General features: G+C 73.2%; 13 protein-coding genes. 3 read left to right on the plus strand and 10 right to left on the minus strand.

Annotation, left to right across the window (positions count from 1 at the left end; genetic code table 11):
* Positions 1-338, plus strand: a 338-nt coding sequence (locus tag B9S57_RS33920) for a CdaR family transcriptional regulator (RefSeq protein ID WP_146057841.1), incomplete at its 5' end; no start/stop codon positions are given.
* Between the two features lie 58 nt (positions 339-396).
* Here the strand turns inward: B9S57_RS33920 and B9S57_RS33925 are convergent.
* From B9S57_RS33925 to B9S57_RS33945, 5 genes are all read right to left on the minus strand, one after another.
* Positions 397-1,476 (minus strand): glycosyltransferase family 4 protein, encoded by a 1,080-nt coding sequence (locus B9S57_RS33925; RefSeq protein ID WP_103760988.1) that lies wholly within the window; start codon positions 1,474-1,476, stop codon positions 397-399.
* A gap of 175 nt (positions 1,477-1,651) precedes the next feature.
* A complete protein-coding gene (recN, locus tag B9S57_RS33930; RefSeq protein WP_103760989.1) occupies positions 1,652-3,397 on the minus strand; it encodes a DNA repair protein RecN in 1,746 nt (581 codons plus the stop codon).
* A gap of 82 nt (positions 3,398-3,479) precedes the next feature.
* The gene (locus B9S57_RS33935) at positions 3,480-4,403 is read right to left on the minus strand and encodes an NAD kinase (RefSeq protein ID WP_103760990.1); all 924 of its coding nucleotides are present in this window, start codon (positions 4,401-4,403) and stop codon (positions 3,480-3,482) included.
* Complete coding sequence (locus B9S57_RS33940) at positions 4,400-5,215, minus strand: TlyA family RNA methyltransferase (protein WP_103760991.1); 816 nt, start codon at positions 5,213-5,215, stop codon at positions 4,400-4,402. The genes B9S57_RS33935 and B9S57_RS33940 overlap by 4 nt, the downstream gene beginning before the upstream one ends.
* 7 nt (positions 5,216-5,222) lie before the next feature.
* Positions 5,223-5,537, minus strand: coding sequence for a hypothetical protein (locus B9S57_RS33945; protein ID WP_103760992.1), 315 nt, complete (start codon positions 5,535-5,537; stop codon positions 5,223-5,225).
* A 42-nt stretch (positions 5,538-5,579) separates the two neighbouring features.
* Here B9S57_RS33945 and B9S57_RS33950 point away from each other — a divergent pair, with 42 nt between their 5' ends.
* Positions 5,580-5,927, plus strand: coding sequence for an SCP2 sterol-binding domain-containing protein (locus B9S57_RS33950; protein ID WP_103760997.1), 348 nt, complete (start codon positions 5,580-5,582; stop codon positions 5,925-5,927).
* Between the two features lie 11 nt (positions 5,928-5,938).
* Here the strand turns inward: B9S57_RS33950 and B9S57_RS33955 are convergent, their stop codons facing one another.
* The 4 genes from B9S57_RS33955 to B9S57_RS33970 form a co-directional block, all read right to left on the minus strand.
* Positions 5,939-6,742: an ABC transporter ATP-binding protein gene (locus B9S57_RS33955; RefSeq protein ID WP_103760993.1), complete on the minus strand. Its 804-nt coding sequence runs from the start codon at positions 6,740-6,742 to the stop codon at positions 5,939-5,941.
* Between the two features lie 56 nt (positions 6,743-6,798).
* Positions 6,799-7,857 carry an iron chelate uptake ABC transporter family permease subunit gene (locus tag B9S57_RS33960; protein ID WP_103760994.1) on the minus strand — a complete coding sequence of 353 codons (1,059 nt, stop codon included), beginning with the start codon at positions 7,855-7,857 and terminating at the stop codon, positions 6,799-6,801.
* Complete coding sequence (locus B9S57_RS33965) at positions 7,854-8,870, minus strand: iron ABC transporter permease (protein ID WP_103760998.1); 1,017 nt, start codon at positions 8,868-8,870, stop codon at positions 7,854-7,856. The genes B9S57_RS33960 and B9S57_RS33965 overlap by 4 nt, the downstream gene beginning before the upstream one ends.
* Positions 8,871-8,979: 109 nt before the next feature.
* Positions 8,980-10,008, minus strand: a complete 1,029-nt coding sequence (locus B9S57_RS33970; protein WP_103760995.1) for an HAD hydrolase-like protein — start codon at positions 10,006-10,008, stop codon at positions 8,980-8,982.
* A gap of 72 nt (positions 10,009-10,080) precedes the next feature.
* Between B9S57_RS33970 and B9S57_RS33975 the strand changes: the two genes are divergently transcribed.
* Positions 10,081-11,361, plus strand: a complete 1,281-nt coding sequence (locus tag B9S57_RS33975) for a DUF1015 family protein (RefSeq protein WP_103760996.1) — start codon at positions 10,081-10,083, stop codon at positions 11,359-11,361.
* A 121-nt stretch (positions 11,362-11,482) separates the two neighbouring features.
* On the opposite strand, the gene B9S57_RS33980 is transcribed toward B9S57_RS33975, so the two are convergent.
* Positions 11,483-12,256 (minus strand): tetratricopeptide repeat protein, encoded by a 774-nt coding sequence (locus tag B9S57_RS33980; protein WP_103760999.1) that lies wholly within the window; start codon positions 12,254-12,256, stop codon positions 11,483-11,485.
* Between the last annotated feature and the right edge of the window lie 583 nt (positions 12,257-12,839).

Below are 12,839 nucleotides of genomic sequence, written 5' to 3' on the forward strand. Positions count from 1 at the left end.
TGGACGAGCGGCCCTGGTACGACGCGCGCCGCCTGGACATCGATCTGCTGTTGTGGCGGCTGCGGGACCATCCGGACCTGGAGTCCTTCGTGGAGCGGGCGATCGGTCCGCTGCGAGAGCACGACCGGACCTCACGTCCGGCGCTGCTGCCCACGCTGGAGGCGTACCTCGCTCACGCGGGCCGCAAGGCGGAGGCCGCACGCGACCTGCATCTGAACCGTCAGACGCTCTACAACCGGCTGGCGCGCATCGGCGAGGTACTCGGCACGGACCTCGACGACCCCCAGTCGGTGCTCGCCCTGAGCCTGGCCCTGCGGGCCCGCCGCCACATCCGCTGACCCCGGGACCTCGCGCAGACCGGACGGGCCGGGCACGCGGGGCCGGACGGGACAGCCCTCAGGCGCGGTCCCCGGCCAGGGGTTGCACCAACTCGTCGTAGACGGAGAGCACATGGGCGATCGTGTCCTCCTCGGTGGGCCATCCGGCGGCCTGGGCGCGCCCGGATTCGGCGAGCCGCTCCCGCCGTGCGGGGTCGCCGAGGAGCTCCGCGACGGTGTCGGCCAGCGCTTCGGCGTGCCCGTACGGGACCAGCGCGGCGGCTTCGCCGACGAGTTCGGGCAGTCCGTCGGCACGGGCCGCGACCAGGGGGATCCCGAGACGGAGGGCCTCCCGGGCGAGCAGCGGCCCGCCCTCCCCGCGGCCGGGGAGCACGGCGAGGTCGGCAGCGGCGAGGAGGTCCCCGATGTCGTGGGAGCCTCCGGCGAGGACGACGGGCAGGCCCTCCTCGGCGATCCGGCTCCGCAGGGCACCGGACCGGGGTCCCTCCCCCACGACGGCCAGCAGGGGTACGGGGTCCAGCGAGCGCCAGGCGCGTGCGGCGTCCAGCAGGGTGTCATGGCCGTGTTGGGCGACCGACACCAGCAACGGCCTTCCGACCGCGCCCAGTTCGGCGCGCGCCTTGCCGTCGTCGGGAGCGCCGGAGAAGCGGCTCACGGGGATGGGCGTCGGCGCGAGCCGGGCGTCCCTGGCGCCCCGGCGGCGTGCCCGGTCGACCAGCTCCCACGAGGTGCCGAGGACGACGGCGGCCGCGCGGGCCGCTCTCCGCTCCAGCAGCCGCAGCAGCCGGCCGCGGGCTCCCTCGGCGTGGACCCGGGTGTGCCAGGTCACGACCAGCGGGGTGCCCCGGCCGCTCAGCGCGATCCCGGCGCGTACGGCGGCGTGCAGCCCGTGGGCGTGGACGATGTCGGCCCCGGTGCAGGCGGTCCGGAGGGCGGCGACGGCCGCGGGATCGCTGCGCCGGGGCACCGCGACGAAGCGGGCGCCGGTCGCCGCAAGGCCGTGGGCGCGGCCCGAACCGGCCGGGGCGCAGACGGTGACCTGCACGCCCCGGGCGACCAGGCCCGCGGCGAGCGAGCTGACATGAGCGCTGCTTCCGGCACCGCCGCCCAGGACTTGGACCGTACGCAGCTGTGACACGTTGATCGGCTCCCGGGGCTCCCGAGTCGGTGGTATGTACAGCGCCAAGGATGCCAGTCCGTACGCACGTTCCGGGACCGACGAAACGTTGCTCCCGTCCTCGCGTCGGAAGCGGGACGACCCACCCCACTCTTTCGAGTGAGGCAGGGGTCCCGAACTTGACGACGGGCGGCCGCTACCCGTCGACCCGCGCGGTCTCCAGCAGCTCCTCGGCGTGCGCCCTGGCGGTCTCCGAGTCCTCCTGCCCGGCGAGCATCCGGGAGAGCTCCCGCACCCGGTCCTCGCCCTCCAGGACCGTGACGCCACTCCTGGTGACCGATCCGTCCACGGTCTTCTCGACCAGCAGCTGCCGGTCGGCGAAGGCCGCCACCTGCGGCAGGTGGGTGACCACGACGACCTGCGCGGACCTGGCGAGCTTGGCGAGGCGCCGGCCGACCTCGACGGCGGCCTTGCCGCCGACCCCCGCGTCGACCTCGTCGAAGAGGTACGTCGGCACGGGATCGGAGCCCGCGAAGACCACCTCGACGGCGAGCATCACCCGGGACAGCTCACCGCCCGAGGCGCCCTTGGCGATGGGGCGGGGCTGGGCACCGGGGTGCGGTGCGAGCAGGAGCTCCACCTCGTCGGCGCCGGACGGGCCGTAGAGCACGCTCCGGCCGCCGATGTCGATGCCGGACGCCTCGTCCGGTGCCTCCGCCTGCCGGATGGCGAAGGAGACGCGGGCGTGCGGCATGGCGAGCGACGCCAGCTCCTCCGTGACGGCCGAGGCGAAGCGCGTCGCCGCTTCCGTCCGCGCGTCGGTCAGCTCCTGGCCCAGCGCGGAGAGCTCGCCGCGCAGCGCGTCGCGCTCCGTGGTCAGCTCACCGATCCGGTCGTCGTCGCCCTCGAGCTCGGTCAGCCGGGAGGCGCCCTCCTCGGCCCAGGCCAGCACGGACGTGATGTCCTGGCCGTACTTGCGGGTCAGCGCGGTGAGCGCGGCCCTCCGCTCCTCCACGGCCGCGAGCCGCAGAGGGTCGGCGTCCAGCTGGTCGGCGTATCCGGCGAGCTCCCCGCCCACATCGGCGAGCAGGATCGAGATCTCGCCGATCCGGTCGGCCAGCGCGGCCAGCGCGGGGTCGTGCGCCCGTACGGCGTCCAGGGACCGCCCGGCGGCGGCGACCACGGTGGTGGCGTCCACGCCCTCCTGGTCCTCCGGATCGCCGGCGAGCGCGGCGTGCGCGAGGGCCGCCGCGGACGCGAGGGCCTCGGCGTGGCCGAGCCGCTCGGCCTCCGCCGCGAGCTCGGTGTCCTCCCCGGGCAGCGGTTCCACCGCGGCGACCTCGTCGAGGCCGAAGCGCAGCAGATCGGCCTCCTGGGCCCGTTCCCTGGCCCGGGTGGTCAGTTCGTCGAGCTCGGTGACGACCGCGCGCAGCCGCCGGTAGGCCGCGGCGTACGTGGCGTGGGGGGTCTCGACGCCCTCACCCGCGTAGCGGTCGAGGGCCTGGCGCTGCCGTGCGGGCTTGAGGAGCCCCTGCTGGTCGGTCTGGCCGTGGACGGCGACGAGTTCGTCGGCGAGTTCGGCGAGCACGCCCACGGGCACGGATCTGCCCCCGAGATGGGCGCGGGAGCGCCCTTCGGCCGAGACGGTACGGCTGACGAGCAGTGCACCGTCCTCGATCTCGCCCCCGGCCTCCTCGGCGCGCAGCGCCGCCGCGTCGCCCGGGGACACCGTGATGCGCCCCTCGACGACCGCGGCCTTGGCTCCGACCCGCACCAGGGCGGGGTCCGCGCGCCCGCCGAGCAGCAGCCCGAGGCTGGTGACGACCATGGTCTTGCCCGCGCCGGTCTCGCCCGTCACCGCGGTGAAACCGGGTGACAGCTCCACCACCGCGTCGTCGATGACTCCGAGCGACCGTATCCGCATCTCCTCCAACACGGACATGACCTTACGAGGTCCGGGGCCCGGTGTGCGACGGACCCCGGTCCCCGGTTCACTCACGCGGGTGTGAGCAGCAGCCCGGAGATCAGTGCGGAGCGCCCCGCCAGCCCTGCACGGGCAGCGCGAACTTGGCCACCAGCCGGTCGGTGAAGGACGCCTGGTGCAGTCGTGCCAGGCGTACGGGGACGGCTCCGCGCCGCACCTCGACCCTGGCCCCGGCGGGCAGTTCGACGGTCCGGCGCCCGTCGCACCACAGCACCCCGTGCGGGGTGTGCGGCTGCACCTCCACGGCCAGTACCGAGTCGGGCGAGGTCACCAGCGGCTTCGCGAACAGCGCGTGGGCGCTGATCGGCACCATCAGCAGGGCCTCGACCTCCGGCCAGACGACGGGGCCGCCCGCCGAGAAGGCGTACGCGGTCGAGCCGGTCGGCGTGGCGCAGACGATCCCGTCGCAGCCGAAACCGGTCACCGGGCGGCCGTCGATCTCCAGCACGACCTCGAGCATCCGCTCGGGCGAGACCTTCTGCACGGCGGCCTCGTTGAGCGCCCAGTCGGAGTGCACGACGGTGCCGTTGCTGTGCACGAGGACGTCGAGCGTCATCCGCTCCTCGACCTGGTACGCACGCGTGACGACGCGGTCGACGACCTTGTCCAGGTCGTCACGCTCGGCCTCGGCGAGGAAACCCACCCGTCCGAGGTTGACGCCGAGCATCGGTACGCCGGAGGCACGGGAGATCTCCGCACCGCGCAACAGCGTCCCGTCCCCGCCGAGCACGATCAGCAGCTCGCAGCCGTCCACGGCCGCGGGCGTCGCGTCCGTGACCTTCACCACGGACGGCGGCAGCGGCAGGTCCTCCGCCTCCACGGCCAGCACACGGACTCCGAGGCCGTTCCTCAGCAGGCCCTGGACGACGAGCTCCGCGCTGCGGATCGCGGCCGGGCGGCCGGTGTGCGCCAGCAGGAAGACAGTGCGTTCCGCGTTCCCTGGTTGTGCCGCATGCGTCGTCAACGAGGCCCCTCCGCCACTGCACGGTCGACATCCGCGGGATCCAGCTCAGGTGCGCCGGCCCGCAGCCACAGAAAGTACTCGACATTTCCCGACGGACCGGGCAGCGGGCTCGCCGTGACCCCCTGGACGCCGAGGCCCAGCAGACCGGCCCGGCGCGCCACCTCCCGTACCGCCTCGGCCCGCAACTCGGGGCTGCGGACCACACCTCCGCTGCCGAGGCGCTCCTTGCCCACCTCGAACTGCGGCTTCACCATGAGCACCAGGTCGGCGTCCGGTGCGGCGCAGCGCGCGAGGGCGGGCAGGACCAGGCCGAGCGGGATGAACGACAGGTCGCCGACCACCAGGTCCACCTCCACCCCGTCGATCTGCTCCACCGTCAGTTCACGCACGTTGGTACGGTCCTTGACGGTGACGCGTTCATCGGACTGGAGGGACCAGGCGAGCTGTCCGTAGCCGACGTCCACGGCGACGACGTGGCTCGCCCCGGCCCGCAGCAGCACATCGGTGAAGCCACCCGTCGAGGCCCCGGCGTCCAGCGCGCGCCGCCCCTCGACCTTCAGGCCCAGGGGCGCGAAGGCGGCGATGGCGCCCGCCAGTTTGTGCCCGCCGCGCGAGACGTACTCGGGGTCGCTGTCGTCCTTGACGACGACGACGGCGGCGCTGGTCTCGACCTGGGTGGCGGCCTTGGTCGCGGTGTTCCCGCCGACCGTCACCCGCCCGGCTGCGATCAGCTGGCTCGCGTGCTCGCGCGAGCGGGCGAGCTTGCGGCGTACCAGCTCGGCGTCGAGGCGGCGACGTGCCACTCCTGCCACTTCTCGTTCAGCTCCTGTTGTCGTGCGTGGGCGTCGGTGCGGGTGCGGGCCGTGCGTCCAGCGCGGTCAGCTCGTCGCGCAGCCCACGGTGTACATCCTCGTACACCTCGGTGTGGCCGTCGGCCGCGAGGTGGTCCGCGTCGGCCAGACGCTCCAGCCGCGCGTCGACACCGGCGTGCCCGGTGGGGGTGCGCGCGACTCCGAGCGGCGCGGGCGGGGCGGGGTCGTGGGAGGGCGCGGGAGGCGCTGCGGGCGCTCCGGCGGCCGTCTCGCCCGCCTCACCCCGCTGCGCCGTGTCCGGCCCCGGCGTCCAGTCGCTCATGCGGGAACGCTACCCCGAACGGCCGGTGTACCGTCGGTGACGATGGCGACCATGGCTGAGTGCCGCAGCGCACTCGACACACTTTCCGACAACCTGGCGGGGGCGGACGGCGACGTGCGCGGCGCCGCCGCCCTCGACCGCTCGCTGAGCTGCCACATCAGGGATCTCGACGTGACGTTCACCGGACGGCTGGCGGACGGCCGGATCCGGGTGCTCGACACGCACGACGGCCCACCCCGGGAGAAGGCCGAGATCAGGCTCGCGATGACAGGGGACGACCTCGTGGCCATGGTCGGGGGCGAGCTGAACTTCGCGAAGGCCTGGGGGTCGGGCCGGGTGCGGCTGGAGGCGGGCTTCCGCGATCTGCTGAAGCTCAAGTCCCTGCTGTGACCCCGGGGGCCTCAGACAGAGGCTCCTGTGCGCTTCCTGCGGGCGGCGGGGACGACGAGCGGGGTTCCCGTCTCGGGGTCGTCGATGATCTGGCACCGCATCCCGAAGACCTCCTCCACGAGCTGCGCGGTGACGACGTCGCCGGGCGCCCCCTCGGCGATGACCGCGCCCTCACGCATGGCGATGAGGTGCGTGGCGTACCGGGCGGCGTGGTTGAGGTCGTGCAGCACGGCGACCAGCGTGCGGCCCTGCGTCTCGTGGAGTTCGGCGCAGAGGTCGAGCACGTCGATCTGGTGCTGGATGTCGAGATACGTCGTCGGCTCGTCGAGCAGCAGCAGCGGGGTCTGCTGGGCGAGGGCCATGGCGATCCAGACCCGCTGGCGCTGACCGCCGGAGAGTTCGTCGACGTACCGGTCGGCGAGCTCGCCGACACCGGTCGACTCCATGGACTCCTTCACGATCCGCTCGTCCTCGGGCGACCACTGGCGCAGCAGTCCCTGGTGCGGGTAGCGGCCGCGCGAGACGAGGTCGGCGACGGTGATGCCGTCGGGGGCTATGGAGGACTGCGGCAGCAGGCCCAGCGTCCTGGCGACCTTCTTCGCGGGCATCCGGTGGATGGACCGCCCGTCCAGCAGGACGTCTCCGCCGCTCGGCTTCAGCATCCGGGAGAGGGCACGCAGCAGGGTCGACTTGCCGCAGGCGTTGGGGCCGACGATGACCGTGAAGGAGTGGTCGGGGATCTCCACCGAGAGGTTCTCGGCGATGATCCGCTGGTCGTAGCCGAGGGTCACCGAGTCCGCGGTGAGGCGCTGCATGGTCGTACTCCCGGAGTCTGTGGGGGTGGTCAGCGGGGTGTCCGGCGTGCCCGGCTTCATATGCGTCCCGCCCGGCGCTCGGACACGAGGAGCCACAGCAGGTAGCAGCCGCCGAGTACGCCGGTGACCACACCGACCGGCAGCTGGCGGTCACCGAAGGCGTTCATGGCGGTCCAGTCGGCGACGAGCAGCAGGGCCGCGCCCGTGGCGGCCGCGGCCGCCACGTTGGGGCCGGGGGCACGAGTCAGCCGGCGGGCCACCTGGGGGGCGCTGAGCGACACGAAGACGATGGGTCCGGCGGCGGCGGTGGCGACGGCGACGAGCAGCACGGCGCAGCCGAGCAGGACGAGCCGGGTGCGTTCGACGCGCACGCCCAGGGCGTGGGCGGCGTCGTCGCCCATCTCGATCATGCGCAGGGCGCGCCCGTGGCCGAGGACCAGGGGGATGAGCAGACAGCAGACCGCGAGCAGCGGCCAGACCTGGGCCCAGTCCCTGCCGTCGAGCGAGCCGGTCATCCAGACGACGGCGCGGGTCGCGTCGACGAGGTTGGCCTTGGTGATCAGGTAGTGGGTCACGGCGGTGAGCATCGCGGCCGCGCCGATGCCGACGAGGACGAGCCGGTAGCCGTGCACCCCGCGCTTCCAGGCCAGCAGGTAGACGGCGACGCCCGTCAGCAGGCCGCCTGCGACGGCTCCCGCCGCGACCTGAGCGGGTCCCCCGTGGAAGAGCACGATCACCGTGAGCGCGCCGACCGCCGAGCCCTGTCCGAAGCCGAGGACGTCGGGGCTGCCGAGCGGATTGCGGGAGACGCTCTGGAAGACGGCTCCGCCGACACCGAGCGCGGCACCGACGAGGAGCCCGACCAGGATCCTGGGCAGCCGCAGTTCCGTGACGATGAACTCCTGCTGGAAAGTACCGTTGCCGAACAGCGTGGTGACGACCTGCGCGGGTGACATGGAGTAGTCGCCGCTGCCGATCAGCACCACGGCGGCGGCGACCGCCACCGCGGCGATGAGCGCGATCACGGCGAACGCCCGGGCGTCCACCCGGAAGGAGAGCCCGCCGGAGGTCCGCACGGCGCGGACCGTCCTCGTGGTGTCCTGCGCGGCCTTCACAGCTGGGCCATCCTCTTGCGTCGTACGAGATGGATGAAGACGGGCCCGCCGAGGAGCGCGGTGACGATGCCCACCTGCAGCTCGGACGGGCGGGCGACGATCCTGCCCACCACGTCGGCGCCGAGCAGCAGCACGGGGGCGAGCACGGCCGCGTAGGGCAGGATCCAGCGCATGTCGGGGCCGGTGAGGGAGCGGACGAGGTGCGGGATCATCAGCCCGATGAAGACGATCGGCCCGCAGGCGGCGGTCGCCGCCCCGCACAGCAGGGTGACGGCCACCATCGCGAGGACGCGGGTACGCGTCAGATGCGCACCGAGCGCCCTGGCGGTGTCGTCGCCCATCTCGAGCGCGTTCAGCGGCCGGGCGATCAGCAGGGCCAGGAGCACGCCGAGCGCGATGAACGGCCACACCTTGCCGACGGTCTCCGGGTTCGCGGAGGCCAGCGATCCCACGGTCCAGAAGCGCAGCCGGTCCAGCGCCGCCGAGTCCAGCAGCTGTACGGCGTTGACGTAACCGAACAGTGCCGCGGTGACCGCCGTGCCGGCGAGCGCCAGCCGTACGGGGTTGGCCGACCGGCTGCCGCCGAGCAGGTACACGGCCACGGAGACGATCGCGGCGCCGCCGAAGGCGAACCAGACGTACCCGGTCAGCGAGGTGACCCCGAGGAAGGTGATGGCCGAGACGACGGCCGCCGCAGCGCCCGCGTTGACGCCCAGGAGGCCGGGCTCGGCGAGCGGGTTGCGGGTCAGCGCCTGCATCACCGCACCGGCCAGCCCCAGGGCGGCCCCGACGATCAGCCCGAGGACGGTGCGCGGGACCCGCACGTCCCGTACGAGGACGTCGCCGTTGGTGCCCGAGTAGTGGAACAACCCGTGCCACACCTCGGAGAGCGGGAGGGCCTTGGCACCGATCGCGACACTCGCGAGGCACACCAGCACCAGCACGCCGACGGCGACCAGCAGGCCCGCGGCACGTGCCGCGTGGCGCCCTGCGCGCGCAGGTGTGTCCGGCACGGGTTCGGGACCGGAACTCGATTCGGGGGGACTCTCGACCAACACGTGGTTAGGTTAGCCTATCCTCCTACTTGCTCAACTCGCGCATACCGCACCAGGTCCGGGGCCCTCACAGCTCCAGACCGGCCACGGCCTTCGCCACGTCCAGCTCGCACGAGCCCTCCCCGGCGTACGTCCACGCCGCCCCGCACAGGGCCCGCAGCCCGTCGATCGCGTCGCCCTCGCCCTCCAGTGCGAGCGCGTCCCCGCGCACCGCGGCCGTCCAGCCTCCGCAGCGGAACCCGCCGTCCTCCTCCGACACCTCGGGCTGACCGGTGAGCAGCCCCCGCAGGTCCCGGTCCACGTAGGTCGGCCGGTATCTGGGTCCGGCCGCGAGCAGCTGCGCCGCGTCGGTCACCCCGGTGAGGACCAGCAGGGAGTCCACACCGCCGTTGAACGCGCCCTCGATGTCCGTGTCCAGCCGGTCCCCGACGACCAGCGGCCGCTTCGCCCCGGTCCGCAGCACGGTCTCGCGGTGCATCGGCGGCAGCGGCTTGCCCGCGACCTGCGGCTCGGCGCCGGTCGCGATCCGCACGACCTCCACGGCCGCCCCGTTGCCCGGCGCGATGCCGCGGGCGCCCGGAATCGTCAGATCCGTGTTGGACGCGAACCACACCGCTCCGCGCGTGATCGCGTACGCCGCCTCGGCGAACCGGCCCCACGGAAGATCGGGCCCGCCGAACCCCTGCGCCACGGCGGCCGGATCGTCGTCGGCCGACTCCACCGGCACGAGGCCGCGCTCGCGCAGCGCGACCCGCAGCCCCTCCCCGCCGACCACGAGCACCTTGGCCCCGGCGGGCAGCTGATCGGCCATCAGCCTGGCCACCGCCTGAGCCGACGTGATCACATCAGCAGGTTCGGCCGGCACCCCGAGCTCCGTCAGGTGCTCGGCCACCGCGTCCGGCGTCCGCAGCGCGTTGTTCGTCACGTACGCCAGGTGCATGCCGCCCTCGCGGGCCGTGCCCAGCGACTCGACGGCGTGGACGACGGCGTGCCCTCCGGCGTACACCACCCCGTCGAGGTCGAGCAGAGCCGTGTCGTACGCCTCGCTCAGCGCCACGCCGTTTCCGAGCGGCCGGGACCTGTACTGCTGACTCATATGCCTGCGCTCCTCTTTCCATGCCTCTCCCCCGATCATCGCGCATCGCGGGAGCGCACATACGATGCACAAATGAACACATCCGGGCCCGCCGTCAGCCGGGGACTGCGGCTGACCCCCTTCCGCGGACTGCGGTACGTCCCCGAGCAGGTCGGCAGCCTGGCCGCTGTGACCTCACCCCCGTACGACGTCGTCGTACGGCCCGACGGTCTGCACCATCTGGAGTCCGCGGACCCGCACAACATCGTGCGGCTCATCCTTCCGCAGGCGGACACGGCGGCCGCACGCCACAGGCAGGCGGCCGACACCCTGCAGCGCTGGCTCACGGAGGGCGTCCTCGCCCCGGACCCGGAGCCCGTGCTCTACGTCTACGAGCAGCGGGCCGGCGACATTTTGCAGCGCGGCGTGATCGGGGCCCTGGCGCTCTCCCCCGCCTCTGAGGGCATCGTGCTGCCGCACGAGGACGTGATGGTAGACATCGTGGCGGACCGCGCCGACCTGATGCGCACCGCGGCCGCCCACCTCGAACCTCTGCTCCTCAGCTACGCGGGGGACGGCGGACCGAACGGCGCGAGTGCTGTCATCGAGCGGGTGGTGGAACGTCTTCCGTTGCTCACCACGACGACCGAGGACGGCTTCAGCCACCGCCTCTGGGCCGTCACGGATCCCTCGGAGCGGGGAGAGATCGAGTCCGACCTGTCCCGGCGCCAGGCCCTGATCGCCGACGGCCACCACCGCTGGGCCACCTATCTCAGGCTCCAGCGGGAACAGTCCGCTCCGGGGCCCTGGGACTTCGGTCTCGTCCTGCTCGTCGACACGGCCCGCTACCCGCTGCGGGTGCGCGCCATCCACCGGCTGCTGCACCGCCTTCCGGTCTCCGAGGCGCTCCGCGCCCTCGACGGCCTCTTCCGCGTCCGCTCCGTCGACGGGCCGCTGCCCGGAGCCCTCGACGCGCTTACCGGCGCCACCGCGGACGACAACGCCTTCCTCCTCGCCGGTGACGGCCGTTTCCACCTCGTGGACCGGCCGGACGAGGGGCTGCTGGCCCGCACCGTCCGAACCGACCGGCCCGCCGCCTGGCGGGCGCTCGACGCGACCGTGCTGCACTCCACCCTCATCGACGACGTCTGGCGGATTCCCGACGCCCCGGAGCACATCGCCTACATCCACGACGCAGCGGCGGCGGTCGAGCAGGCCGAGCGGCACGGCGCCACGGCGGTCCTGATGCGTCCCGTACGCGAGGACACCGTCCGGGACCTGGCGCGGCAGGGCGTCACGATGCCCCGCAAGTCGACCTCGTTCGGCCCGAAGCCGGCCACGGGGCTGGTCCTGCGCAGCCTGGACATCGGCTGAGGCCATCGGTCCGACCGACGGTCCGGGGTGACGGCGCCTCCACGGAGCGGCGGGGCCGGAACGCGAAGAGGGCGGCACCCGCTGGGGTGCCGCCCTCTCCCTATTCCGTGCTCATCAGGCCTCAGGCCTTCGTGGAGCCGTCCTCGTCGTCGCCCCGGACGTCCGATTCGTCCTCGTCCGATTCGTCGTCCGCGTCATCATCGCCGGCGAGCGAGTCCTCGCCCGGGGAGTCGTCCTGCTCGTTCACGTCCACAGGCGCGTCGGAAGGATCGTCGTCGCCGAGTGCGTCGACGAACTCGACACCGTCGAGCTCGGCGAGCCGGTCGGACGCATCGGTCGCGCCGTCCTTGTCGGCCTCCATGGCCTTCCCGAACCACTCACGGGCCTCGTCCTCGCGACCTGCCTCCAGGAGCGCGTCCGCGTAGGCGTAACGCAGGCGCGGCGTCCACGAGTGGACCGCGCTGGAGGCGAGCTCGGGGCTCTGCAGGGTGACGATCGCGGCGTCGATCTGCCCCATGTCCCTGCGGGCTCCCGCGGCGACCAGACGCATCTCGACCTGTCCGGCCTTGTCCAGCTTCTGGACCTCGGGCTCGCCGGCCATGGCCATCGCCCGCTCGGGACGGCCCAGGCCGCGCTCGCAGTCGGCCATGACGGGCCACAGGTCCACGGAGCCGGTCATCCGGCGTGACGCACGGAACTCCGCCAGCGCCTCGGCGTACTTCTGTGTGGCGTACGCCGCGAAGCCCGCTGCCTCACGCACGGCGGCGACCCTCGACGCCAGCCGGAGAGCGATCCGCGAGTACGCGTAAGCCTGCTCGGGGTCCTCGTCGATCAGTCGGGCGACCATGACGAGGTTCCGTGCCACGTCCTCGGCGAGGGTCTTCGGCAGGCTCAGCAGCTCCTGCCGGACATCCTTGTCGATCTCGTCACCGGTGACGTCATCGGGAATCGGAAGCCGCTTGATGGGCTCACGGTCCCGGTCGTCGCGTCCCTGGTACCCGCCACGGTCGTCACGACCGCGGTAGCCACCGCGGTCGTTGCCCCGGTCGTTGTCACGGCGCGGGCCTCGGTCACGGTCGCCACCACGGCTGTCGTCGCGGCGGAAGCCGCCGCCGGTGCTGCCACCACGGCTGTCGTCACGGCGGAAGCCGCCGCCGGTGCTGCCACCACGGCTGTCGTCACGACGGAAACCGCCGGGGCGGTCGTCGTCGCGACGCGGGCCACGCGGCCGGTCGTCACGACGCTCGAAACCACCACTCGGGCGGCCACCACGGTCGTCACGACGCTCGAAACCACCACCGCTGGGACGGCCACCACGGTCATCGCGCTGGCCACCGCGGTACCCACCACGCTCATCGTCACGACGCGGGGCACGGTCATCGCGCCGGAAGTTGCTCGACCGGTCGTCGTCACGACGCGGACCACGGTCACTGCTGCGGTCGTCGCGGCGGAAGCCGCCGCCGGTGCTGCCACCACGG

The organism is Streptomyces sp. SM10 (assembly GCF_002910915.1).
Classification (GTDB): domain Bacteria; phylum Actinomycetota; class Actinomycetes; order Streptomycetales; family Streptomycetaceae; genus Streptomyces.